Consider the following 25,362-nt stretch of genomic DNA (forward strand, 5'->3'; position numbering starts at 1 on the left):
GTCGGCACCCGACTCCCCGATCCGACACCGGTCGGCGGCTACGGGTTGCGGTCGCCGGCCGGTGGGAGCCCCAGCTGCTTCCGGATGTCCAGCTGGACAGTGTCCCGGTCGGGACGGGCGTCGACTGTGATCACGAACTCTTTCCGGGAGAAGAGCTCCAGCACCGGGTCGATCTTGCGGTGGTAATCCTGCACCCGGCGTTCCAGCGCCTCCTCGGTGTCGTCGGCGCGGCGGACCAGTTCGCCGCCGCAGACGTCACACCGGTCTTCGGTCTCGGGGCGGTGGGCGATCAGGTTGTAGTCCAGGCCACAGCGGGAACACAACCGCCTCGCCAGCACCCGCCGACGCACCTCGTCGTCGGGTAGCGCCAGGTGGATCACCGCGTCGATGTCGTAGCTCTCCAGGAAGAACTCGGCCTGGGTCCGGTTGCGGGGGAACCCGTCGACGATGAACCCGTAGTTCCAGTCGTGGATGTCGAGCCGCTGCCGCACCACCGAGCCGACCAGCTCGTCGTCGACCAGCTCACCGGCGGAGACGATTCGGCGGACCTGCGCACCGAGCTTGGTGTGGTGCTGGATGTGCCAGCGGAAGATGTCGCCGACGCTGATGTGGACCAGGTCCAGATCCTCGGCGAGCAGCGTGCTCTGAGTGCCCTTGCCGCTGCCCTGGATGCCCATGATCACGTACTTCCGCACCTGGACACTCTGCCACGTGGCGCATCCTCCCCGTCCCGGGGGCGGGGGACGATCCGCTGGCCGGGGCGGATCCGCGGTCACCTGGGTGCCAGCAGCGCCTCCCGGCCGGAGCCGGCCGGCACGCCGGTCCGCGCCGACCTCACCCGGACCGGCGCGGCCTCGTCGATCACATCCGCGGCCGGTCGCCGCCCCGTCACCGGACCCGGGCTGCCGTACCCGAGCCGCAGCAACATCTGCGGCGTGCCGGAGCTGCCCAGCGCCAGCCGCAGCTGCTCCTGGATCCCCGGCACCTCGATCGGCTGCGACACCAGCGCCGCCACCAGCTGCGCGTCGGTGGCGGTGAGCAGCACCCGTTGCAGCGCCTGCCCGGCGACGAGCTGGTCGCCGGCGGTGTCGCCGACGGTGCCGAGCACCGCCACCAGCGGCTGCGAACCCGGGTCCGCCGGCGCCGTGCCGCCAGCCCCACCCGCGTACGGGCGGGCCGGGAAGTAGTCCTGCGGCTGCGCCTCGGGCGGCGCCGGCCGCACCGGCACCCCGTCGGCGGCCTCGCTGCCGGGTGGCCGGCCCCAGGCGGCGAACTCTGCCCGGTAGTCGGGCTGACGCACCAGCAGCTCGTCGGCGGCCTGCGAGAGCTGGGCGACCGCGTTCGCCGGCCCGGTGCCGATCAGCAGCTCCAGCCAGCCGCCCTCATGCTGGGCGGCGGCGGTCAGTCGCGAGCGGGCCTCGGCGGGCACCGAGTCGGGCCAGAAACCCTCCCGGTGACTGCGGCGGCGCCAGATCGCGGCCGCCAGCCGCTGTTCGGCCGGTGACGGCGGGCCGGCGGCGCCGAGCGTGACGACGGCGAGCAGCTCCGGCTCGGCCGGCTCCGGCAGCAACCTGACCGCCGGCCGGACCCCCGCAACGGCGACCGCCAGCCGCAGGTTGAGCAGGGCCGCGCCGCCGGCCAGCCGCACCGCCCAGCCGGTCGGGTCGGTGGCCGGGGAGCGACGTCCCGGGTCGGCCCGCAGCTCGATGTAGTCGTGGCCGAGCCGGAACCGCCACGGTTGGCTGTTGTGCATAGATGGCGCGCGGACGGCGGCTTCGACCGCCCGGACGAGGTCGACCTGGTCAGCCATTACGGCAACCTCCTGGGTGTCGATGTGCTGGGCGGAGCCTGCCGGTCATCGCAGCCTCCGAAGGGTCGGATCCGGTTCCTCGCCGACCGGGCAGAGGCGCAGTGCGGCGTCCACCGCCACCACCTGCCCGGGGCCGGCCAGCACCGGGTTCAGGTCGAGTTCGGCCACCTCCGGCAGCTCCTCGGCGAGCCGGCCGAGGCGGAGCAGGAGCAGCTCCAACTCGTCGGTGGCTACCGGCGGGAGATTGCGGTACCCGGTGAGCAGCGGGGCGCTGCGCAACGACCGCCACATCCGGCCAGCGTCCAGATCGGTCAGCGGCACCAACCGGAAGGTACGGTCGGCGAGCAGGTCGGTGTGGACCCCGCCAAGGCCGACCATGACCAGCGAACCGAAGTGTGGCTCGTGGGAGACCCCGGCGACGAGTTCCACGCTGCCGGACGCCATCGGCTGCACCAGCACCGGCGGGTCGGGCCGGGCCAACGCCGCGGCGACGGCGTGGTAGGCGGTGGTGACGGCCGAACCGTCGGCGAGGTCGAGCCGGACCGCCCCGATGTCGCTCTTGTGCACCAGCTGCGGGTCGGCGGCCTTCAGCGCGACCGGGTAACCGATCTCGGCCGCTGCGGCTACCGCCGCTGCTGCACTATGGACAACCCGGGAGGGCGACAACGGGAGCTGGTAGGCCGCGGCGATGCCGGCGATGCGGGCGTAGGGCTGCCAACCGCCGCCTTCGGCGAGACCCTCGGCGACCAGGGCCCGCGCTGCCTCGGTGTCTACCTCGGGCAGTGGTGGCCGGGTGCCGAGCGGTTCCCGGCGCCACGCCGCATAGGCGACCGCCCGACCCAGCGCCCTCGTCGCCTGCTCGGGCAGCTCGAAGACGGGGGCGCGGCGTTCCCCGAGGGCGACCGGGGCACCACCACCGAGCGCCACGCCAGCCAGCGGCAGCGCCGGCCACCGGTCGGCGACGCTCGCCACCTGCCGCCACAGCGCCGGCGGGTCGTTGGCCCGGGTAGCCGCGAGGAGCACCAGAACGGCGTCTACCGCGCCGGAGCCGGCGACGATCGACAACGACTCGGCCAACCCGGCGGGAGTCGCGTCGGCGCCGAGGTCCAGCGGGTTGGGCAGCCCGGACACCTGCTCGGGCAGGCGCAGACCGGCGGACTCCGCGGCGTCGGCCGCCAACACGTTCGCACCGCCAGCGTTGCCGACGATGCCCAGCCGGTGCCCCTGCGGCAACGGCTGGTCGGTGAGCATGCGGGCGGCGTCGACCAGCTCCCCGAGGTGCTCCACCTGGACCACGCCGGCCTGAGCGAACAGGCTGGTCACCGCCGCCTCCGGGGCGGCGGCCGCGCCGGTGTGCGAGGCCCCGGCGCGGGCGCCGGCGCCGGAGTGGCCGCTGACCACGGCCAGCACCGGCTTGCGGCGTGCCAGGGCCCGCGCCAGCCGGGCGAACTTACGCGGGTTGCCGAATGATTCCAGGTAGAGGGCGACGGCGCGGGTCGCCGGATCGTCGTACCAGTAGGAGATCAGGTCATTGCCGCTGACATCGGCCTTGTTGCCGAGAGAGACGAAGCTGGCGGTGCCGCATCCGGCCCGTCGCAGCTGGTCCAGGACGGCGATGCCGACCGCGCCGGACTGGGAGGCGACCGCCAACCCCCCGGCGGGTGGTGTCGCCGGGGCGAAGCTGGCGTCCAGCCGTACCAGCGGATCGGTGTTGATCACGCCGAGGCAGTTCGGGCCGACCAGCCGGATGTTGTGGGCGCGGGCGGCTCGGACCAGCTCGTCCTGCCGCCGGGTGCCGGCCTCGCCAGCGTCGGCGAAGCCCGCGCTGAGCACCACCGCCGCCCGGGCTCCGGCGGCTGCCGCGTCGGTCACCGCGGTGACCACCTGCGGCGCCGGCACCGCGATCACCGCCAGTTCGATCGGCCCCGGCAGGTGCCGCAGCGAAGGGTACGCGGGCACTCCCGCAACCGCCGTGGCGTGCGGATTGACCGGATAGACCGGGCCGGTGAAGCCATAGCTCACCAGGCCGGTGAGGAGTTCGTGGCCGACCCCACCGGTGCGGCCGGCGCCGACGATCGCCACCGAGTGGGGTGCGAGCAGCGGCCGCAGGGATGCCTGGCCAGCGGCCCGGTCCCGGGCCGCCACGGCGGCCAGCGCGGCCTCGTCCGCGGCGGTGGTCAGCGTCACCTCGACTACGCCGTCGGCCAGGTACGGAGTGGTGGCCGCGGTGAGATCGCCGGCTACCCGCAACATCCGGGCGTTACCGGCGAGCACCTCGCCGAAAAGTTCGGTGATGCCGTGCCGGCGGGCGTACTGGGCAAGATGTTCCAGGAGCAGGGTGCCGATGCCCCGACCCTGGTGCCGGTCGGCGACGAAGACGGCGAACTCCGCCCGGTGGTCCTGCGGGCCGCGCCGCTCATAGGAGGCGACGCCGACGGTCTCACCGGCGAGTTCGGCGGCGAGCGTGGCATGTTCGGCGGTGGGCGGACGGAGCAGCCGAGTGATCTCGGCCGCTAGCAGCGGCCCGGCCGGATTGGTGAAGAACCGTAGCCGCAGACTCGCCCCGGATGCCTGCTCGAAGAGGCCCGCCACCGCCGCCCGGTCGGCCTCGGAGCCGTGGACCGGGCGAATGGTGATGATCGCGCCGTCGGCGGTAAGCGCGTCGACCGCGGCCGGCGGCGGATAGGTGGTGGTCACGTAGTCAGCGTGGCGCGGTTGACACCCCCGGCGACATGGCCATTGGTCACGTGGGTCCGGGACCCCTGGTCAGCCCCGGGATCCGGCCAGCCCCCGAGCCGGGCCGTCCGCCGCGCGGTGTTCGGCTAACCGTAACCGAGTTGATCTACAGGTTTCACCGGTAGCCATAGCCAACGATCGTCACCGTTACGTAGGCTCTCGATGCGGCGGCCATGTCTGTCTGGGGAGGAGCCGATGGCGTCACCGGTGGATGGTTCGGCAGCCGGCGAACCGGCCGAGCGCTGTCGCCCGGTGGCGATGCCCCGGTGATGTTCGATGAGGTCGATTACGCGATTCAGGAGTTTCTTGAGGGGTTCGACGACGGTATTCGTTCGTTGAATGATTGGTGGGCGGAGCACGGGCCGGCGTGGCTCAATTATTTGATGTTTGCGGGGTCGCCGTTGGTGGGGGTGGCGGCGACGACTGGGAATTTCCCGGTGCCGCCGTTCGGGTTGGAGACGTATCGGTTGTTGTTGGGTGTGAATCCGCGGGCGGATGAGTATTCGTTGCAGGCGTTGGCGGAGTTTTGGGCGGAGGAGGCGCGGGTCACCTTGGAGGTGGCGGTGGCGGGGGTGCAGGCGGCGCAGGATATTCAGGTGACGTGGTTGGGTGATGGTGCGCCGCAGGTGTTTTCGCAGCAGGTGCAGGAGGTGGCGCGGGCGGCGGCGGGTTTGGCGCAGACGCAGCAGGCGTTGGCGACGCAGGTGACCGAGTTTACGGTGCAGACGGTGCAGGCGAAGGCGGCGTTTCGGGCGCAGGTTATTTTGATGCTTTTTGAGTTGATGGTGGCGTTGGCGTTGGCGTTTTTTACATTGGGTGCTTCGTTGGTGGCGGCGGCGGCGTCTATGGCGGGGAAGGTGACCGCGATTCGGGCGTTGATGCAGGGGTTTTTGCAGCGGATTATGTCGGCGACGGCGCGGAGTAGTTTGTCGGATGTTTCGCGGGTGGCGGGGCCGTCGGGGGTTCGGGGTGGGTTGTTTGGTCAGGCGGTGCGGGAGGTGGGGGTGTCGGTGGGGCGGTCGGTGGGTGGGGCGGTGGGGCGGGGGGTGCGGGCGGTGGGTCGGGATGTGGGGTCGAATCCGTTGTCGATGGTGCAGGTGGGGGCGCGGCATGCGGCGCCGCGGGTGCAGCGGGAGGTGGTGGATGCGGCGCGGCGGAATGGGGCGGATGCGGCGACGGTGGCGCGGTTGCGGAATGTGGATACGCGGGGGGATGTCGAGGCGTTGGTGCGGTGGGAGTTGTCGGGTCGGTCGGGGGCGGGGCCGGTGACGCGGTTGGGTGCGGAGGATGTGTGGGTGCGGCAGTTGGTGGCGGAGGTGGTGGATCGGGGGGTGACGGTGGGTGGGGAGATCGGGGGTCGGGTGTTGGCGTATGGGGGGCGGTCGGCGTTGCGGTTTGGGGCGTTGGGGTGGGGGTTGCAGGAGGTGATGACGGCGGCGCAGTTGCAGCAGATGGGGGTGGGTGGGTATTCGGTGAATTGGGTGGGGTTGCCGGTGGCGGTGGTGGGTGCGGGGTTGGGTGGGGCGCCGTTGGGGTTTGCGTCGGGGGCGTTGCCGATGGCGGTGATGGGTGGGGTGGGTGGTGGGTTGGGGTTTGTGGGGGCGAATGGGTTGCAGGCGTTGTTGACGGATCAGGAGTTTGCGAGTTTGTTGCGGGCGGGTGGGGCGTCGAATTTTTGGGAGGCGGTGGGGCAGGGGGCGGTGGGTGGGGTGTGGGAGCGGTTTGTGGGGCAGGCGGGGTTGGGGGATGTGCGGGCGACGTTGGGGGATATCGGGTTTTTGTTGTCTGGTTCGGATGTGTCGGGGTTGGCGGATCGGTTCGGGGTAAGCAGTGTGTGGGTTGCGGATTTGTTGAATGGTGACGCGGCTACTCAGGCGGCAGGCGGGCGTGCTGCTGCGGGCGGGTCTGGTGGGGTGGGTGCGGATGGTGGTGGTCCGCGGGTGGGGGATGTGCTGGCGGGTGAGGGTGGGTTCGGCGGGGCGGGTGGCGGGTCGCCGTCGGGTGTGGATGTGTCGGTGGTGGGGCGGGAGGGGTTGGTGGATGGGTTGTTTGCGCATGCGCGGGAGCAGTTGGCGGGGTTGGAGCAGGCGGCCGGTGGGGGGTTGGGGCAGGTGTTGGAGCGGTTGGGGATTGTGCAGGGGGGTGGGGATCTGCGGGAGGTGGTGGGTTGGGATTACGGGCGGGTGTCGGATGCGGTGGATGCGGTGGTGTCGCAGGCGCGGGAGTTTCGGGATGTGGGGCATTGGAAGCCGGTGGGGGATGGGTGGTTGGTGCAGGGGCGGTTTGCGGGGGTGCCGTTGGTGTTGCAGTTGGATGGTCAGGGGGTGGTGGTGGGGGCTGAGGTGGGTTCGTTTGCGGAGTTGACGGTGGGTGGGGTGGCAGGTGAGGGGGCGGGGGTGGCGGGGATCAATTCGGCGGAGCAGGCGGTGGGGCGGGTGTTGGCGGGGTTGCGGGGGCAGGGGGTGGTGGAGCTGGCCGGTGGCGCCGGTGGTGAGGGGGCGGGTCGGGTGTTTGTGCGGGGTGAGGGTGGTGGCCGGGTGGAGACGGTGTTTGGGGTGGATCGGTCGTTGCCGGAGGGTCGGTGGTTTGTGCGGCCGGGGGTGTTCGAGTTCACCGGGGCGGGGTGGGTGCAGACGGCGGCGGCGCAGGTGGTGGTGTCGGGGCAGGTGCGGGCGGGGTTGGCGGAGATGGCGCGGGATGTGTCGGGTCAGCTGCGGCAGGCGATGGCGACGGTGGGGCGGGAGGTCCCGGCCAGCGTCACCGTCGCGGAGCAGGAGACCGGCCCCGCGCAGCCCAACCCTGGGGAGCCCGGTTCCGTGCCCACCGGAGCTGGAAAGCCCGAAGCCGAACCCGCCGAGCAGACCGAGCAGACAGAGTCGCTCGTCCGATTCGACGAGTCGCAGTTGCTGACCGGAGATCACGCTGCGGAGCAACCACAGCTGGCACCCGTCGATCAGGCCAGCGCCGGTTCCGTCGCCGCCGGCGCGTCACCGCCCGCCTCGGGAGGCAGACCAGCAAGGGAGCCCGCGGCGGAGCCGTTCCGGGCGGGCCTGCTCGCCGGGGCGCCGATGGGTAGATTCCCCCATCTCCAAGCCATGACCGAGTTCCTGAACGAACAGTTCGCCGAACATGCGGTTGATCATCGCCCACTCACCGCGCCAGAGCTGGATCGGCGGCTGCAGGCCCGGTGGCGGGAGGTCCTCTCGGCGGAGGGAGCCCGGCTGAGCTTCGGCGATCGGGCGCAACGGCAGTTCCAGATCCGGTACGCGGTAACCGATGTCCAGCCGGTCGCCTCGCCGGTCACCCCGATCCGGCAGATCCAGCACCACATCGGACGTGGTCAGTGGGGGCAGGCGCAGGTCGCTGCCCGGGCGAGCCTGTTCACGCTCGGTCGCCGAGCCCAGGCTGGCCTGCCGCTGCTGTTGCGCGGGGGCTGGCAGCACCAGCTGCGAGGCTGGCTCGGGCAGGAGATGACCTCCCAGGCTTGGGTCGAACCGACCATCGCCGCCGTCGACAACCAGGGCCCGGCCACGCCACACGACGTCGCCCTCGCCGCAACCATCCAAGACCTGAAAACCGGTACGCAGTTCCGTTCCGATCCCGACCAGCCCGAGTCGATGCCGGTGGCGATCGCCGACGCCTTTACCGACCAGCCGCCGGAGAGCGTCCGGGCGGCGGCTCCCGAGCAGCTGGCTGGGGGCACCGAGACGCCACAGTTCATGGTGTTGGAGTGGACCGGCCGCAGCCGCATCGTCGACTGGGTGATGGCACGATTGCCCGACGCTGCGGCGGGCGACCGCAAATGGCAGGTCCAAGCACAGGTCTGGCAGCGGGTCAGCGAGCTGCCGGCGAGCCTCGACGCCGCGGTGAACACCGACGGATACGAATTTCCGGTGATCAGCGACGGGGTCACCGTCGCGGTGGTGCAGATCCACAGTGACCTGCTCCGGGAGCAAGCTCGGATGGTCAGCGCCGCGACCCGCGAGGTGAACCTGGAACAGACGGCGGAGGTGGTCGCGGGCACCGGTGGTGTCACCAGCCAGGGCAGGGCAGCCGAGCACGGGCCGTTCGCCAGCCTGGGGCTTTCCCAGTGGGTGCGGGACCAGCTCCCGACCCGATTGGCCGGCTGGCTGGAGCGTATCCAGGCTGGCCTGGACGGGTCTCTGCTGCGCGGGTCCGGCTCCGTCCATGAACTGCACACCGACGCCACCAGCCACGAGATCATCGTCGAGCGCTGGACCGGAGAGGTGCAGGCTCACGCCTGGGGTGCAGCAGACCGGCCCGGGGTCAGCCATCAGGTCACCCTCTGGCGCGGGGACAGCGCCGAGCCGGTGTCGGCCACCTTTGCGGGCACCATGCTGACCCTGTCCCGTGAGCCCGACGCGTACCGGTTCGGTCTGCCGGTGGACCCGGCAGCCGTGGACGAAGGTGGCCAGCTGCGGCGCAACGTCGTGACCAATCCGACCGGCGAGCGCCTCGCCTATCCACGCCACGCGGTGAGTACGGATTCGGCAGGGCGGCCGGTGGGGCTCGGCGCCGGTCCCGCGCTGGTCCGGAACTTTTCGGCGCACCCCCCAGCGCCGGCCGACCAACCCGACGCTGCGGCGCGGCCGGCGGGCGCGGTCGACCAACTTGGGCAGCTGCGCAGCCACGTCCTCGCAGTGCTGCGGCCGCTAGGCTTTGTGCTGCCGGACGGGGCGGAGCTGGACCGGCGGGAAAGGTCGCAGCTGGCCGCCGCGTTGCGGGGCCGGTGGTGGCGCAACGTCAACCGGGACGCGTTGGCCCGCAACTTGACTGCCTTCAACACGTTGTTGGTGGAACGGCAGTTGACCGCGGCGGCGCTGCAGGCCAACTATGACCAGTTGGCACAGTCCGGGCTGCGGTTCACCGTGGCCCGGTTGCCGGCCGGGCAACCTCTCCACGAGCTCCGGTTCGCGGTGCTGGAGATTCGGCTCGACCAGCTGCTCGACGGCGCTGACCAGGAGTCGCTGTTCCGGGGGTATGTCCACGATCGAACGTTGGCGTCGTTGAACATCGACGACACCGGCGCGGCGACCTACGACGCCGCTCATGTCTCCCGCCAGTGGCTCGCCCACGTACGCGCCGCGTACGAGCGGCCGGCGGCGGGGGCCACCGACGCCGTGTCGCACGGGGCGGTCGCGGGCGTTGGCCGGGGGCCGCTGCGGCGGTGGACGCTGGGTAGCGGCGAGCACACCCGAGCCATCAGCTACCTCGAACACCGGGGCCCGTTGGGCGTGTGGCGGATTCCCCATCAACTTTCGGTACACATCACCGACGAGGGGGGAGCACCGTTGCCCGGCGGCGAGCGGCTCACCTTCCACGGGGCGGCCGATGTCCATGCCCCGGCGTCGTTCAGTTACCGGTCGCCGCCGCGGCCGGCGGTGGCCGGGGCAACCGGTCCGCAGCTGTTGGCGACGGCGGACTCTTTCATCACCATGGTCGATGCCCGTGGGCTCCGGGAGGCGGCGGTGGCTGCGTTGCGGCAGGTCTCCGATGGCCGGCGGCGAGCGAGCGACCTGTCACCCGAGCTACTTGCCACTGTGGATTCGTTGACGACGGTGCCGGCGCTCCGGTCACGGCTGGCGGAGTTGGTCACCGAGGGGGAGCATCACGATCAGCTGTTCCAGAGCAGTCTGGCCAGTCACACCAGGTACGGGTTGTCGTTGCAGGCAACGGCCGGCGCTACCCGGTTGCTCGGCACGCCGGAGGTGACCGTCCTGGGCCAGCTGATGTTCCGGCTGCGGTCGGCGGTCGCCGGGCTCGGCAAGGCGACCGCCCGACTGGTCACCGGCGGCTTCGCCCGGGTCGACCCGGAGGCGCTGGCGGGGTCGCCGGAGGGGGCGGTGGGTACCGCCCGGGGCGAGACCGGCCGGACCCGGTTCGGGACCCTGCGTCGCGGCATCGAGCGGATGCTCTTCAACCATGAGGAGCGCCGTTTCCACTTTGAAACTGACCTCACCTTCACCGTCGAGGCCACCACCGATGGTGGTCGGGTCGCGGACCGCACCAGCACCGGTACGGTGGGGTGGCTGCTCTCCGAGTCTGCTGTGGTCGATGCGTACGCGGCGGGCCGGCTGGCGCAGCTGCCGCGCGATGTGGTCGCCGCCAGCCTGGAGCGTTGGCGGACCGGCGAGTTGCAGCTTGAGCCGCAGGTGGCGGCCCGGGCGGTGCACCGGTTGGCGGAGGCCCAACTCGGGCACGGCGAGCCGGTCGACGCCGCACTGTTGCGGGTGGCGCTGGCGCAGGTCGACCATCAGCCGGAGGCCGCCGACACCGGCAGCGTGCCGGCTGACCTGGCGGCTGCGTTGCTCACCGATCGGCTCGGAGGGCTGCTGGAGCGGCCGGTGCGGCTCCGGCCGGAGAGCAATCTGCTGGTCCCCGAGTACCTCCGCGACGGCGACAGTCTTGGTTTGAGTACGGTGCGTGAGCTGCAGCTGTACCGCTCAGACGGCGCCGCGATGCTGCCGGTCGCGGCCGCCGACGCGGTCACCTCACTGGTCGGCGAGGCGTTTCCGGGGTTGGTCGACCGGCATGGGCGGGAGGCGGTGGCGGCGCGCATCGGCCGGCTTCCTGGCATGCGGCGGGCGTTGGCCGCGCTGACCGGCGGTCCCCGGCTGCGCGGCCCGGTCGAGGTGATGCTTGCGGGAGAGTCGGAGTTCCTCAACACCGCCATCCCCCGGGATCTGCTCGGGGTCACCGGGGAACGGGTGCGGCTGGTGGGCAAGCTGCGCCCGCTCACGTTGGCCGAGCTGCGGTCGCAGGGCTGGGACGAGGGGCAAATCGAAGCCTACCGTTCCGCCTTGGGTGGTGTCCGCGGTGACGGTCCGGAGGTCACCAGTCACCGGTCGGCGCTCGGCATCGAGCAGCAGAGCTACCGGCAGGACGAGCTGCAACTTAGTGAGACCAAGAGCGCGGCGGCACCCGTACGCGTCGGCGGCGCCGCTGACCTGGGGCTGGGGTCGAACTCCGCCGAGGTCGCCACCGGCCGTAGCCGTGGCACCGCGGTCAGCGTCGGCTACGCGGACACCCACGCTGTGCATCAGGGACACTTCTCGGGTGCGTTCGGGGTGACAGTGCCGGTGGCGGTGACCTTTGAGCTGCAGCGTTCCCGGCTCCCGAGGCGGCCGGTGGCGAACGCCGTGACCTGGGTCGCCGACCTGGCGAGCCGGCGCTCCCGCGCCGCGGTGCGGACCAGCCTGGTGGGTCGGCTGGACCTGTGGCTTCCGGACCTGCTGACAACCGACCGGGCCAGCGCCCCGACCGGGGCTGCGGAGCAGGTGAGCTATCGCCGGTTCACCGGGCTGCCGGCGCGGGTCGCCGCCACCGGGCAGACCGCGCCGATGCAGTCGGCGGTGCTCCGGGCGTTGGGCAGACTGCTGGGCGGCGGCGCCGAGCAGCTGCGACCGCTGGTGGCGGCGAGCATGTCCGCCGACGCGCTGCCGAGCCTGCTCTCCGCGCTGGCCAGCCCGGCCGGCGCGCAGCTGTTGCCACTTGACCGGACGCCGCTGCTGTCGGCGGACAATCAGACCGTCTCGGCCCACGCCTGGCTGCGACTGACCGCCCTCGAAACCGGCCCGTTGCTGCCGGAGCAGGCGGCGCTGGGAGTCCTAGCCCGGCACGAGGCGACGTTCGACCACGCCGACGTTCGGGGCCGACCAGCTCCGCTAGCGGTGAAGCTCACCAGCTCCGCCGACGGAGAATCCGGGCTCGACGGGGTTCTCGCCGCCACCAACCAGGTCCTGCCGGCGCTGGAGGATCTGGCGGCGAGCGCCTCGTTGCAGGTAGGCGAGCAATCCAGCCGGGGAGTGGGCACCCGCCACGGGCAGCGCGTCGACACCACCGCCAAGGAACGCGGCCCGGTGCGCGTACTGCGGGTGCGGTACACCACCGATGTCGAGGTGTCGCGGCATCATGAGAGCTACGACGGTGAGCTGCCCCGACCGCCGAAGCGGCTGGCCATTCAGGACACCGAGCCGGGCACGCTGTATCTATGGGTCTACGAGCGGGACCTGCCCGAGTTGTTGTCCCGGCTCTCCGATGACGACCCGCGCCGGCTGGCCACCACCGCCGACCTCGCGGCGCTGGAGCACGGCCGGGTCGACCAGTTGCTCGCCGATCGGGAGCGGGCAGCGCCGGTGCTGCCACTGGCAGAGCTGGTCGCCGAAGCGGCGGCGGTGGCGGACTTGGACCCGAGCCGCCCCGCCGAGGGCGCCGGCCGGGCCGCCCGGCGGCGCCTGCCCGGCCTGCGGCAGGGGGTGGACGACAGACTCCTCCGGCGCCGCTACCGGGTCGACCCGGGCCGGCCGGTCGCCCCGCTGCTCCGGCTGCGCAGCGACCCGTTGCGGGAGTCGCTGCTGCGCCACCACCTGCTCGCTGCCCGGGTGACGGGGACGATGGCCCGGGTCGAGCCGCTACTCGACGCCGCCCGGGACCAGGCGGTCGACACCGACCCGGACACAATGGTGCGGTTGGCGCAGGCTTCGGTGCTGGTCGCGGAGGCCACCATCGGGGCGGAGGCGTTGCTCGCGCTGAATCTGCAGCTGGCGCGGGCGAGGGGAGCCGGCGACCGGGCCGCCGTCGACGCCGCGTACGCGGACTGGCAGGCGGCTGCCGCCGAGACCCAGCCACTCGTGGCCACCGCGAGCGAGGCGATCTGGCTGATCGAGGAGGTGATCGCAGATCGGCCCGACCCGGATCTCCCGCTACTGACCGAGCTGCAGACCCTCGCCGAGCAGGTGGATACCCGGCAGCCGCACGATGAGTTCGACCCGGTGGCGACCGCGCGTGGTCTCGCCTCGGAGTTGGCCGTGGAGGTGTTGCTGTCGGTGACCGGCGCCGATGGCGCGGCGGTGGGGTACCGGATCGACCCGGAGGGCGGGGTCCATCCGGCCGACCCGCTGGCCGGTCCACCACCATCGCCACCGGCTGACCAGCCACCGGCCGAAGAGCCCGCCTCCGTACCGTCGCCACCGGATGCGGCGCAGGCGGCGAATCTGGCGGCCGGCCTCGCCGATTTCTTCGCGCAGCTGAGCCGGCCGGGTCCGCGGTCGGCCGCGGCGGAGGAGGTCGGGCCGGCGGAGATCGTCGAGGCGAGTGAGCTCGGGGGGCGGGTCGACCCGGCCGGGCTAGCGTGGCGGGTCCGTTACCAGGACGGCGTCGAGGCCCAGGTCTGGTTCGAGCCGACTGGCCAGAGCATCGGCACGCTCGCAGCGGTAGGCCCGGGCCGCACCGCGCGGGTCCGGGTGCCGTCGCTGCCGATGGCGCGGGGACCCCGCCGGCTGATGGCCGGGGTGTATGTCCGGGACCTGCTGGGTCAGCTCCCCGAACGCTGGGGCGACACCGGGCGCTGATCGGCCCACAGGCGCAGCGCTACCAGGCTGATCCAGGCCCACCCGACGATGATCTGGGCCCGCTGCACCAGCCCGGAGGCAGCGTGGTCAGCCTCGTAGGCGGTGCCGAAGGCGATCAGCAGGACGATCATCGCGACCCCGGTCACCAGGCTGTACCACATCCACCCCGGTCGTCCAGGCCGCGATCCGAACCACCGGGCCATGACGAAGCACGCGATCGGCAGCAACCCGAACACCCCGGCGCCGGCGAGGTCGTGCAGGGTGTGGTGCCAGGTGGCCGGTTCCGGGATGCTGGTGGTGCCGGGCGGGAAGGTAGGAATCGGGTCCATGACGAACACACCCGAGGCCACCAGGCTGACGCCGACCATTCCGATCAGGACCGGTGCCCACCGGGAACCTGGGCCGGGCCGCATCACCCGCCGCAGGCCGACCGCGAACGCGAGCAATAGCAACCCAGTCACCACGAAGCTGGTGATCTGAAGCCAGCCCAGGCCGCCCAGGCTCAGCGCACTCACCGGATGGTACGTCGGGTCGTACCCGGCTCGGAGCGCCCCGGCGACGAGGAAGACCACCACAAACACCGGAGGCGCTAGCGCTCCACAGAAGAGCAGAGGGCGGACGGACGAGAAACGGTTCATGTGGTCAGGGTGACGCGGTAGGGATCGCTACGCCCCTGCCGATCGGCGAAAAGTTCTGATCTTGGGGCTATGGCGTTCTGGCCAGCTGGACGGTGACGCCCGATAGCTTGAGCAATGCTGATGCAAACTACCCTATGCTGCCTTGATGAGGTAATCTTGCGGGGTGATAGGGAAGGATCTCTACTCGGTTGAAGAGGTTGCCGACCGGCTCGGACTGCATGTACGCACGGTCCGGGGCTACATCCGCACGGGCCGGCTCCGGGCGGTTCGCATCGGCAAGCAGTACCGCGTGCACGCCCGTGATCTCACGGCGTTCACCGGTGACTCGGCGCCCGCGACCAGGGAGATAGCGGTAGAGGTCACCAGCGTCGTGCAGGTCGACGGGGTCGACCGGGCGACCGCCGACCGGTTGGGCACGCTCGCGGTGGCCGCCGCCTACGGCGAACCGGACCTGGGGCGCCCGCTGCGGGTGCAGACGAGCTATGAGGGGGAGCGAGCGCGGATGACGATCGTGCTGATCGGGGGCGCGGCGGACACCGCCGGCCTGGTCCAGCTGCTGGATGCGGTGGTCGATGACGCCGGCGCGGTGGTTGCCGAGGGCGGTGCTGATGCCTGACGAGCTGCAGGAACGCTCCGGGGTGACGGTGCTGATGTGTGACCCAGCCGGGCCGCCGGTGGCGACTACTCAGGACGCGCTGGATCTGATCGGTGCCGCGTTCGCAGGGGCAGAGGTGGTGGTGATGCCCGCCGGCCGGCTCGACGAACGGTTCTTCAGTCTCGGCACCCGGTTCGCCGGCGACATCATGCAGAAGTTCGTCAACTATCGGCTTCGGTTGGTCGTAATGGGGGATATCTCAGCCCAGCTGGCGGCGAGCGACTCGCTCCGGGCGCTCGTCCATGAGTCGAATCAGGGTGCCCACATCTGGTTTGTGCCAGATCTGGACACCCTGGACTCCCGGCTGCGCACCAGCTAACCCTCACCACCAGCGCCGAGCGTGACTGGCGCGACGTGGGTGCGCAGCTCGTCGATGTGACCAGCTCGAAGGTACTGGTTGATGGTGGCCGCTCCGCCGGCGATGGCCACGTTCCGGTCGCCGGCCGCCGCGCGCGCCTGCGCTAGCGCCGACTCGATGCCGTCGGTGACGAAGTTGAAAGTGGTGCCGCCCTGCATAACCAGCGGTTCCCGGGGGTAGTGGGTGAGCACGAAGACCGGGGCGTGGTACGGGGGCTCATCGCCCCACCAGCCGGTCCAGCTGAGATCCCAGTCGCCCCGGATAGGGCCGAACATGTTGCGTCCCATGACGAAGGCACCGGCCGAAACGACATCGTCGATCTCGGCCCGGTTTTCGTCGGGCGTGGCGAACATCGAAATGCAAGCGGTCGGGGTGGGTCGGCGTGGCGGGTGGACGGGCCCGGCGCACGCCGAGCCCGCCGCACCTCCGTTAGTGCCGCACCCTCACTAGTTCTGCAGCGTCAGCACGCCTGGCCGGTAGGGCAGGAGGCCGTAATCGCCGCCAGAACTTGGGGATCGTCCCTGGTAGAGGAATTGTAGGTTGCAGACGTCGATGGTCATGGTCTGATCGGGGTTGGTGCGAATCAGTTCGCCGTGACTGATGTCGTTGGTCCAGGTGGCGCCGCTGTTGACCCGGCCGGCGAAGGGGTTGCTCTCGGTCGCGGCCTGTGGCGTCCAGTTGCCGTCCAGGCTGTTGGCCGTGAACGAGCGGAAGTAGCGGTCTCCCTGGTTACCGATCGCCTCGACGATCATGAGGTACCGGTCCTCGCCCTGGAGCTTGTAGACCTGTACGCCTTCGAACAGGTTGTTCGTGGTATCACTCATGATGATCGTCGATTGGGTACCGAAGCTGCTCGGGAAGTTGCCGATCGGCATGCTGGCCCGGTAGATCCGGCCGTTGTCTCCAGCGAAGAACAGATACATGTGCGTGTCGTCGCCGATGACCGCCTGATCGATCGGCCCCGTACTAGAGTCGCTGATGCTCCCGGAGAAGAGGGTCTGGTGCGCCGACCAGCTGTTCACATCGGCGGGGTTGGTCGATGTTCGGTAGGAGAAGGCGGGTCCACCCCACTGATAGGCCAGCACCCAGATGTTCCCGGGGGCGAAGTAGAAGAGCGACGGTGCGACGGCCGAGAACGGCATCGGGTTCTGGTTGGCCGAGCTCATGTCCGACCAGTCGTTGAAGAGCCCGAAATTCATCGAGCCCCAGCTCGTGCCGTGGTCATGCGTCGTCGCGTAGACCAGGTGGCTGCCGTTGTAGGGGGCGTGGGTGAAGTCCTTGAGCGAGACCCACTCCGGCCTCGGGGTCGCCAGTGGTCCGGTCGATGACCAGTTGTACGACGAAGGGAGCGCGCAGTTCTGGCCCGGTGGTGTGCCACCGCCACCGTCGACCCGGACGAGTTGCCACTGCTGATTGTGGCCGTTCCAGTCGTCGTACTGCACGATGTTGCCGCCGTCCGCGGTCGACCCGCCCTGCACCTCCAGGACCTTGTCACTGTGGCGGTTGATCAGCCGGATGTGACCGCCGTCGGAGTCTGCCAACCGAAACTGCTGGTTGGCTCCGTTGTGGTCAGCCCACTGTACGATCTCGGCACCGTTCGAGCTGGACCAGTTGTAGACATCCAACACCTTGCCGGACAGCCGGGACTGCAGGCGGTAGTAGCCACCGCCGGAGTCGACAAACCGCCACTGCTGCTGGTCGCCGTCGTTTCGGGTCCACTGCGTGATCCGTGCCCCGTCATTGGTGGCCAAGTTGTACACGTCCAACGCCTTGCCACTGTTGCGGTTCAACAACACGTACCAGGCGTCCGTATCGACCGTGGCGGCGGCGGCCGGCTTCGCCGCCACCACCGCACCGGCGCCACCGACCACTATCGCCATCACGCTAGCTATGACGACTCGCAGTAACCACCCCCGCGATCGCGATCGCGGCGCGATCGGTATTGAGCTAGTTAAGGCAGACATGATGCTCCTCCTCTACCAAGTGCCGAACGGTCTACCCGAACCGGGTACACCGTGAGGCAGGTGCCGCGCGTGGGCGCGCGGCGATGTGAGCGCTAACAAGGGCGTCCGCTGCCCGGGCGCACGCCGGAGGTCAAGGCTCGGCGGCGTGGGCTTGCCCGGTGAGCCACGGCCACCGCCGTCCTTTGACCATCGACTGTGAGCGAGAAGCTGCCGTTTCGTCAAGTAGGAGGGCGGGCGGGTCCGGTCGCCCGCCAGCAGGGTGGGTGGCCCGGCCCTCGCCCCCCGGCCACCGCTGCCGCAGCTAGTCCGGCGGTCAGGGCTATTGACACCCGCCAGTGTCAACGCTAACAATATTCACCGAAGTTAGTTTGCAGGGTGAACCAACGAATGACCAGGCGGGCCTGAGGGCGCCGCTGACCGCCGTGACGCCACGAAGGAGATCGAATGTCGAGGAAAAGGTCGGTGCGCGCACTCGCCGGAGCGGCTGGTGCGGTCGCCGTCGCCCTGCCGCTCGCCGCGTGCGGCGGTGGCGGCGGCGGTGGCGGGGATACGGTCTCGGTAGGCTTCGTCGCGGTCGGCCCGGAGGGCGCCTGGCGGGCCGCTAACGAGCAGGATGTGCGGGACACGTTCACCGAGGACGCGGGCTTCGACCTGCGGTACGCTCCGGCGACCAACCTGGACCAGCAGTCTCAGATCTCCGCCTTTACGTCGTTCGTGGACGAGGGCGTCGACATCATCCTGCTCTCCGCGACCGAGGCCACCGGCTGGGAGCCCTCGCTGCAGCGTGCCCAGGAGGCCGAGATCCCGGTGATCCTGGTCGACCGGGGCATCGACCCGGACGATCCGAGCCTCTACGTCACCCGGATCGCGCCGGACAATGTCGAGGTCGCCAGCTCCGTCGCCGAGTGGGCGGTGACGGAGTTCCCCGACGGGGCGAACTACTTCACGCTCGAAGGCCCCGCCGGCGTCGGCGTGGTCAACGAGCGCAACAGCGGTTGGGACTCGGTGATCGGGTCGAGCCCCGAGTTCGTCAAACTCGGCGCCCAGACCGCGAACTGGTCGGCAGAGGAGGCCAAGAGCGTCTTCGAGACCGTGTTGCGCGCCAACGACAACGACATCCAGCTGGTCTTCGCGCAGAACGACGAGATGGGGCTAGGGGCGGCGCTCGCGATCGAGGAGGCGGGCCTCACCCCCGGCGAAGACGTCAAGATCGCCACGATCGACGGGACCAGGGGTGCGCTGGAGGCCCTCGCCGACGGCCGGCTGACCTTCGTCGCAGAGTACAACCCGCTCTTCGGCGACACCCTGCAGGAGGCCGTGGACCAGGCGCTGAACGATGAGCCGGTCGACTCCTACATCATAGTGCCGAGCCTGACCTTCGACTCGCCGGAGTCCGCGGCCGCGGCGCTGCCGGAGCGGCAGTTCTAGCGCAGTGGACGGACCACCGCCGATAGTCGAGATGACCGGAATCTCGATCGCCTTCCCCGGAGTCAAAGCGCTCGACGATGTCAGCTTCCGCCTCTTCCCCGGCGAGGTGCACAGCCTGCTGGGGGAGAACGGGGCGGGGAAGTCGACGCTCATCAAGGCGCTCACCGGGGTCTACTCGATCGACGCCGGCACGATTCTGATCGACGGCGAACAACGCCGGCTGCACGGTACGGCCGAGGCGCAAGCTGCCGGCATCGCCACCGTCTACCAGGAGGTGAACCTCTGCCCCAACCTCACCATCGGCGAGAACGTGATGCTCGGTCACGAGGTGCGCAGGCGGCTCGGGATCGACTGGCGCGCCACCTACCGGGTGGCGACCGAAGCGCTCGCCAAGCTGGGGCTCGAACGGCTCGACCCGCGGCTACCGCTGGCCAGCATCTCGCTGGCGTTGCAGCAGCTGGTCGCGATCAGCCGGGCGATGGTCGTCAACGCCAAGGTGCTCATCCTTGATGAGCCGACCTCGAGCCTCGACGCCGCTGAGGTCACGGCGCTTTTCAAAGTCATCAAGCAGCTGCGTACCGAAGGCGTGGCGATCCTGTTCGTCTCGCACTTCCTCGACCAGGTCTTCGCGCTCAGCGACCGGCTGACCGTGCTACGCAATGGCAGGTTCGAAGGGGAGTACCGCCGGCGGGAACTGGACCGGTCGACGCTCATCTCCAAGATGATCGGCAAAGATCTGGGTGCCCTCCGGGCGCTCGGCTCCAGCCAACCGGGCAGCGAGCGGGACCGCTCGGCGACGCCGCTGCTGCGGGTGGTGGGTCTGGGCCGGGCCGGCTCGCTTGAACCCACCGACGTCGAGGTGCACCCGGGTGAGGTGGTGGGCTTCGCCGGGCTGCTCGGCTCCGGCCGCACCGAGCTGGCCCGGTTGATTTACGGCGCCGACCGGCCCGACCGCGGCCAGGTCATGATCGACGGTGAGCCTGCCCATATCCATACGCCCGTCGACGGGCTCGACCACGGTATCGCCTACGCCACCGAGAACCGCCGCGACGAGGGCATCGTCGACGACCTGACGGTACGGGAGAACCTCATCCTCGCCGTACAGGCGCGGCGGGGTTGGGCCCGACCGCTGTCGCGCCGCGAGCAGGACCAGATCGTACGGCGATTCCTGACCCTGCTGAACGTGCGGCCGGCAGACCCCGAGCAACTGATCAAGAACCTCTCCGGCGGCAATCAACAGAAGGTCCTGCTGGGGAGGTGGCTGGCGGTCCAGCCCCGGCTGTTGATCCTCGACGAACCCACCCGCGGCATCGACGTCGGGGCCAAGGCGGAGATCCAGGAAGAGGTGGCGCAGCTCGCCGAGAGCGGGGTGGCCGTCGTGTTCATCTCGTCCGAGATCGAGGAGGTGGTACGGCTGAGCGAGCGCATCGTCGTCCTCAAAGACCACCACAAGATCGATGAGTTCGGGAACGGAACGGACGTCACGGCGCAACGCATCGTCGAGATCATCGCGGAGCACGAGGGCAACATCGAGCGCGGCCTCGCCGCCGCGGAGGAGGAGTCGTCGTGACGGATCGAGCAGGGCCGTGGGTCGGCGCGCTCGTACGCCGGCAGTATTTCTGGGGGATCGTCGCGATCCTTTTCCTGCTCGGCGTCAACCTCGTCCGGGACCCGAACTACCTCGCCGTCACGGTCAACCCGGCCGGCAACCTGTCCGGCAACATCGTCGACATCCTGCGCGCCGCGGCGCCGATCCTGATGATCGCGGTCGGGATGGTGCTCGTCATCGCCACCAAGGGCATCGACCTCTCGGTCGGCTCGCTGATGGTGGTGGCCGGAGCGGTCTCCATGGAGTTCCTCGCCGCGCTGGGCGACACCACCTCGGTCACCGCCATGCTCGCAGCGGTCGGGCTCGCGCTCGCATTCAGTGGCGCGCTCGGGGCGGTGAACGGGGTTCTGGTCGCGTTCGTCGGTCTGCAACCTTTCATCAGCACCCTGGTGATGATGCTCGCCGGTCGCGGCATCGCCAAGGTGATCACGTCCGGCCAGAACACCACCGCGGCCAACGATCCATACCGGTGGATCGCTAACGGCTACCTGCTGGGCCTACCGGTGGTGTTCCTGATCGCTGCCGCGATCGTGGTGCTGGTGGCGCTGGTCGTACGCCGCAGCGCGTTGGGGTTGATGATCGAGGCGATCGGGATCAACCCGCGGGCCAGCCGGATGGCGGGCCTCAAGCGCCGAGGGTTGCTCGTCGCGGTCTACTCGATGAGCGGCGTGCTCGCCGGCGTCGCCGGCGTGTTCGCGGTGTCCAGCGTCATGACCGTCGACGTTTCGCGCACCGGCTACCAGCTTGAGCTCGACGCCATCCTGGCCGTCGTCATCGGCGGGACGGCGCTGGCCGGCGGGAAGTTCTCGATCGGTGGCGCGGCGGTCGGAGCGCTGCTGATCGCCACCCTCGACAAGACCGTCGTCTTCCTCGGTGTCTCGTCGTCGGCGACCCCGGCGTTCAAGGCCGTGGTGATCATCATCCTGTGTCTGCTGCAGTCGGAGCGGGTGCGGGCACGCATCTTCCGCCGCCGTCGTGCCGCGAACGATCCTCCGCCCAGCCAGGCCGACCACCCGTCCACCGCTAAGGAAGAAGAAGTGGCGGCATGAGCACGACGACCAATAAGAGGCAGCAAGCCCGCGCCGAGTACGTCGAACGGTTCAGCCGGCTGTGGGAGTCGAACCGCCGGGCGCTCCCCACCCTTGCCGCATTGGCGATCTTCTTCAGCATGGTGGGGTACGGCGAACTCGTCTATGGCGGCATCGTCCAGTACAACACGATGTCGAACCTGCTGATCAACAATGCGCACCTGGTGCTGATCGCGGTCGGGATGACGTTCGTCATCCTCATGGGCGGGATCGACCTGTCAGTCGGCGCCGTGATCGCGTTCTCGTCGGTCGCCGGGGTGATCCTCATCAACGCGGGGTGGAACCCGTGGGTGGTGATCGTACTGATGGTCGCGATGGGCGCCGGCTTCGGAGCGATCTCGGGCACGCTGGTCCAGTACTTCAACGTCCAGCCGTTCATCGCCACCCTGGCCACGATGTTCCTCGCCCGCGGGCTCGCCTCGATGCTCAGCACCGTGCCGGAGCGGCTCCCGGTCGACTCGGAGCTACGGCTGCTCCACCACGGTTTCAAGCTGATCGACGGCCCCAGAGTGAACGACCTCGTCGTCACCCCGAACGTCATCCTCGCCGCACTAGTCGTTGTGGCGGCGGTGTTCGTGCTGCACCGGACCAGGTTCGGGCGCACGATCTACGCGATCGGCGGGTCGGAACGGTCGGCGTCGCTGATGGGCCTCCCGGTCGCCCGGACGAAGCTGCTCGCGTACGTGGTCAGTGGTTCGTTGGCGGGTCTAGCGGCGGTGGTCTACACCTCGCGGCTGGGCGCCGCGCAGAACATCACCGGTGTCGGGTGGGAGCTCGATGCGATCGCCGCGACGGTGATCGGTGGCACGCTGCTCACCGGCGGAGCCGGTTTCGTGCTCGGCTCGGTCGTGGGCGCCCTGGTGCTCGGCCTGATGACGGTGCTCATCACCCGCGACGGCGGCATCCCGCCCGAAGCCACCACCATCATCACCGGGGGCATCCTGCTGATCTTCGTGCTGTTGCAGCGGGGCGTCATTGGCCGCAGACGCGAGTGAGCACAGCAGACCGGTCGAGCCGGCCGCGACCGCCGCTGTCCCGGCGCTAGATTGGTAACTCGCAGCTCACTAGTGGACGGGGCACAGTGCGACAGCGACCAGATGAGACGTCATGACAGCCGCTCCAGACCAGGCCCGGCCGGCCGTGATGACCGACGTCGCCCAGCTGGCCGGCGTCTCCCACCAGACCGTCTCGCGGGTGTTGAACGACAACCCGCGGGTGCACCCGGAGACCCGCGAGCGGGTGCTGCGGGCGATCGCTCAACTGGGTTATCGGCGCAACGCTATGGCCCGGGGGCTGGTCAGCCGGCGCTCCCGGGTCTTGGGGGTGGTCAGCTTCGACACGATCCTGTTCGGCCCCGCATCGACGCTGCTCGGCATCGAGCGGGCGGCGCGGGTGGCCGGCTACGGGGTCAGCATCGTCACCCTGGAGCGGGTCGACCGCACCAGTGTGCTCGACGCCACCAACGTGCTGGCCGACCAGGGGGTCGACGGTGTCATCATCATCGCCCCGCAGATGTCCGCCGCCGCCGCGCTGCACAACCTTCCCAACGGGTTGGTCGCGGTGGCGGTGGAGGCCGGTCACGACAGTGCCCTGCCCTCGGTGGCGGTGGACCAGGTCGACGGCGCCCGACTGGCCGTACGCCACCTCCTCGAGCTGGGCCACGAGACGGTGTGGCACATCGCCGGTCCCAGCGACTGGCTGGAGGCGCGGGACCGGATCGAGGGCTGGCGGCAAACGCTGGCGGAGGCGGGGGCCACCGTGCCGCCGGTGATGGTAGGGGACTGGAGTGCCCGGTCCGGCTACGCCGCGGGTCTGGCGTTATCCGCAATCGCCGGGGTGACGGCGGTGTTCGCCGGCAACGACCAGATGGCGTTGGGTCTACTTCGGGCGCTGCACGAGCGGGGCATCCGGGTGCCGGACGACATTAGCGTCGTCGGGTTCGACGACATTCCGGAGGCGGAGTTCCTGCTTCCCCCGTTGACCACGGTGCGGCAGGACTTCGACGAGGTCGGTCGCCGCAGCATGGCGCTGTTGCTGGACCTGCTCGACAGCGACGCCGGGGCCCGGACCGTCGCCACACCGTCGGCAGTGCGCCCCACCCTGGTGTTACGGCAGAGCACGGCGCCTCGCGCCGGTTGAGCACGCGTTCGTTCCCCGTCGAGCAGGTCCGGCAGGGCGAGCAGGTAGGTCAGCCGTGAGTGCTGGCGCCGGGGGCGGCCACTGGCATGCCGAGAGCATGGGCGGCGTCGCGGACCTCCTCGGTCACGAGGATCTCGGTGAATCCTGCGACCAGGTCGGCCATGACGCTCGGGTAGTTGCCGATCTGATCGAGAGTGCGGACCGTCTCTACGAACCCGAGTGTGGAGGTCCCCATCGGCATGGTCGGTTTCGCAGCCAGGAAGTCCCTGAGCTCAGGTGCGTGCGTGCGTCCAGCGATCAAGGTGATGATGGCCGAGGCGTCCAGGTAGATCAACGATCGTCCTCCGCGCGGCTGGCCAGCATCGTCTCCAGCGGATCAGCCTCTGGGGGCACCTCATAGCGCGGAAGCGAGTCGAGCTCGTCGGTGGTGGTCGCCTTGAGTCGAAGCAGCCCTTTTGCGACCAGCGAGGCGTACCGGTCCAGCACGCCAGCGGCGGGCAGGAGCACAGCGATGACGGTGCCATGCCGAGTTACCTGGATGGTCTCCCCGCGCTCGACCCGTGCGAACATCGCGCTCGGATTGTAGGAGAACTCACGCACCGAAACCGCACTCATGATCAGCCTCCTGTGCCTACAACGGTGCCATTGTACCTACGATTCGCTCGTCAGGCGCCCGATGCCACCATCCAAGGCTCGGGCGACCGCAGAATATGGCTGTGAGCCCCTCCTGCCGGCATCGTTAGGGATGCCCAGTTGCCGCGTGGACAGCAGATCAGAGCCAGGTGGTGGTGGCGCGTGCGAGCGCGGCGGCGATGCCCCCGACATCGTCGAGGGCGCCAGCGGCCACGGCCATGACCAGATCGTAGGCAGCGTCGTTGGTGAGCGTCAGTCGCCGACCGTTGAGGCCGTAGAAGGCGATCAATGCGCCCAATGCCAGCCGCTTGTTGCCGTCGATCAACGCATGATTGCGGGCCAGCGAGTGCAGCAACGCTGCCGCCTTCTCATCCAGGTTCGGGTAGGCGTCCTGGCCGAAGGCGCTCGCCCGCGGCCGGGCCAGCGCCGACTCCAGCAGACCGTAGTCGCGGACCTTGACTTCGCTGTCGATGACCCGTTCGGCGATCCGGAGTAGTTCTGGCAGCGTCAGGTGGATCATTCGCCAAGCCGGCGTAGCGCCTCGGCATAGCGAGGAAGTTCCTGGTCGAGAACCCGGTCGAGTAGGTCGGCCCGACTGTGGTTCTCGACGTACTCGCGGATCGCCTGCCGGGCTACCTCCTGCATCGATCGGGACTCTAGCTCAGCCCGCTGACGCAAAGCGTCGGCCTCGTCATCGGCCAGCCGTAGAGTCATCGCCATGGGGCCATGATACCAGCCGTGATACCGCCCGCCCGTGGTTCCAGTGCGCTGCAGGTCGAACCGACGTAGCCGTGGTTCGAGCACATGATCTGTGTGGGGCCGAACTACCCAGAATCCGAACCGCGCGCCGGTGGTCCGGGCGCCTGCGGTCACAGTCGGAGCCGTCCGGAACCGGATGTGATCACCACCCGAGCCCAGGCTGCGATTGGCAGG

At 69.9% G+C, this 25,362-nt stretch carries 18 protein-coding genes; 8 read left to right on the forward strand and 10 right to left on the reverse strand.

The features are described from left to right. Positions 1-38 precede the first annotated feature (38 nt). The 3 genes from JQS43_RS11810 to JQS43_RS11820 form a co-directional block, all read right to left on the reverse strand. Positions 39-695: an adenylate kinase family protein gene (locus JQS43_RS11810; protein WP_239679130.1), complete on the reverse strand. Its 657-nt coding sequence runs from the start codon at positions 693-695 to the stop codon at positions 39-41. A gap of 77 nt (positions 696-772) precedes the next feature. Then, on the reverse strand, positions 773-1,810 hold the full coding sequence (locus JQS43_RS11815) for an Acg family FMN-binding oxidoreductase (RefSeq protein ID WP_239679131.1): 1,038 nt from the start codon (positions 1,808-1,810) through the stop codon (positions 773-775). A gap of 45 nt (positions 1,811-1,855) precedes the next feature. Beyond that, positions 1,856-4,507: a bifunctional acetate--CoA ligase family protein/GNAT family N-acetyltransferase gene (locus tag JQS43_RS11820; RefSeq protein ID WP_239679132.1), complete on the reverse strand. Its 2,652-nt coding sequence runs from the start codon at positions 4,505-4,507 to the stop codon at positions 1,856-1,858. Between the two features lie 212 nt (positions 4,508-4,719). Between JQS43_RS11820 and JQS43_RS11825 the strand changes: the two genes are divergently transcribed. Next, positions 4,720-13,917: a WXG100-like domain-containing protein gene (locus JQS43_RS11825; RefSeq protein ID WP_239679602.1), complete on the forward strand. Its 9,198-nt coding sequence runs from the start codon at positions 4,720-4,722 to the stop codon at positions 13,915-13,917. On the opposite strand, the gene JQS43_RS11830 is transcribed toward JQS43_RS11825, so the two are convergent. Further along, positions 13,881-14,555: a DUF998 domain-containing protein gene (locus tag JQS43_RS11830; RefSeq protein ID WP_239679133.1), complete on the reverse strand. Its 675-nt coding sequence runs from the start codon at positions 14,553-14,555 to the stop codon at positions 13,881-13,883. The two genes, JQS43_RS11825 and JQS43_RS11830, sit on opposite strands and share 37 nt — an antisense overlap. Before the next feature lie 163 nt (positions 14,556-14,718). Between JQS43_RS11830 and JQS43_RS11835 the strand changes: the two genes are divergently transcribed. Further along, on the forward strand, positions 14,719-15,171 hold the full coding sequence (locus JQS43_RS11835) for a helix-turn-helix domain-containing protein (protein ID WP_338037168.1): 453 nt from the start codon (positions 14,719-14,721) through the stop codon (positions 15,169-15,171). Next, on the forward strand, positions 15,164-15,529 hold the full coding sequence (locus JQS43_RS11840; protein ID WP_239679134.1) for a DUF4180 domain-containing protein: 366 nt from the start codon (positions 15,164-15,166) through the stop codon (positions 15,527-15,529). The genes JQS43_RS11835 and JQS43_RS11840 overlap by 8 nt, the downstream gene beginning before the upstream one ends. Here JQS43_RS11840 and JQS43_RS11845 read toward each other — a convergent pair. Beyond that, the gene (locus JQS43_RS11845) at positions 15,526-15,921 is read right to left on the reverse strand and encodes a dihydrofolate reductase family protein (RefSeq protein WP_239679135.1); all 396 of its coding nucleotides are present in this window, start codon (positions 15,919-15,921) and stop codon (positions 15,526-15,528) included. The two genes, JQS43_RS11840 and JQS43_RS11845, sit on opposite strands and share 4 nt — an antisense overlap. A gap of 93 nt (positions 15,922-16,014) precedes the next feature. Next, positions 16,015-17,448, reverse strand: coding sequence for a non-reducing end alpha-L-arabinofuranosidase family hydrolase (locus JQS43_RS11850; RefSeq protein WP_239679136.1), 1,434 nt, complete (start codon positions 17,446-17,448; stop codon positions 16,015-16,017). A gap of 528 nt (positions 17,449-17,976) precedes the next feature. Here JQS43_RS11850 and JQS43_RS11855 point away from each other — a divergent pair. The 5 genes from JQS43_RS11855 to JQS43_RS11875 all read left to right on the forward strand — a co-directional run bounded on the left by JQS43_RS11855 (position 17,977) and on the right by JQS43_RS11875 (position 23,796). Continuing rightward, positions 17,977-18,960, forward strand: coding sequence for an ABC transporter substrate-binding protein (locus JQS43_RS11855; protein WP_239679137.1), 984 nt, complete (start codon positions 17,977-17,979; stop codon positions 18,958-18,960). A gap of 31 nt (positions 18,961-18,991) precedes the next feature. Next, positions 18,992-20,530, forward strand: a complete 1,539-nt coding sequence (locus tag JQS43_RS11860; protein ID WP_239679138.1) for a sugar ABC transporter ATP-binding protein — start codon at positions 18,992-18,994, stop codon at positions 20,528-20,530. Beyond that, the gene (locus JQS43_RS11865) at positions 20,527-21,618 is read left to right on the forward strand and encodes an ABC transporter permease (RefSeq protein ID WP_239679139.1); all 1,092 of its coding nucleotides are present in this window, start codon (positions 20,527-20,529) and stop codon (positions 21,616-21,618) included. The genes JQS43_RS11860 and JQS43_RS11865 overlap by 4 nt, the downstream gene beginning before the upstream one ends. Beyond that, the gene (locus tag JQS43_RS11870) at positions 21,615-22,652 is read left to right on the forward strand and encodes an ABC transporter permease subunit (RefSeq protein ID WP_239679140.1); all 1,038 of its coding nucleotides are present in this window, start codon (positions 21,615-21,617) and stop codon (positions 22,650-22,652) included. The genes JQS43_RS11865 and JQS43_RS11870 overlap by 4 nt, the downstream gene beginning before the upstream one ends. Before the next feature lie 112 nt (positions 22,653-22,764). Continuing rightward, complete coding sequence (locus JQS43_RS11875) at positions 22,765-23,796, forward strand: LacI family DNA-binding transcriptional regulator (protein ID WP_239679141.1); 1,032 nt, start codon at positions 22,765-22,767, stop codon at positions 23,794-23,796. Positions 23,797-23,845: 49 nt separating this feature from the next. Here the strand turns inward: JQS43_RS11875 and JQS43_RS11880 are convergent, their stop codons facing one another. The 4 genes from JQS43_RS11880 to JQS43_RS11895 form a co-directional block, all read right to left on the reverse strand. Next, positions 23,846-24,031, reverse strand: a complete 186-nt coding sequence (locus JQS43_RS11880) for a hypothetical protein (protein ID WP_239679142.1) — start codon at positions 24,029-24,031, stop codon at positions 23,846-23,848. A 95-nt stretch (positions 24,032-24,126) separates the two neighbouring features. Next, positions 24,127-24,411: a type II toxin-antitoxin system Phd/YefM family antitoxin gene (locus JQS43_RS11885; RefSeq protein ID WP_239679143.1), complete on the reverse strand. Its 285-nt coding sequence runs from the start codon at positions 24,409-24,411 to the stop codon at positions 24,127-24,129. Positions 24,412-24,568: 157 nt separating this feature from the next. Next, positions 24,569-24,949, reverse strand: a complete 381-nt coding sequence (locus JQS43_RS11890) for a type II toxin-antitoxin system death-on-curing family toxin (RefSeq protein WP_239679144.1) — start codon at positions 24,947-24,949, stop codon at positions 24,569-24,571. Continuing rightward, on the reverse strand, positions 24,946-25,149 hold the full coding sequence (locus JQS43_RS11895) for a DUF6290 family protein (protein ID WP_239679145.1): 204 nt from the start codon (positions 25,147-25,149) through the stop codon (positions 24,946-24,948). The genes JQS43_RS11890 and JQS43_RS11895 overlap by 4 nt, the downstream gene beginning before the upstream one ends. Positions 25,150-25,362: the final 213 nt, after the last annotated feature.

It is taken from the genome of Natronosporangium hydrolyticum (assembly GCF_016925615.1).
GTDB lineage: Bacteria > Actinomycetota > Actinomycetes > Mycobacteriales > Micromonosporaceae > Natronosporangium > Natronosporangium hydrolyticum.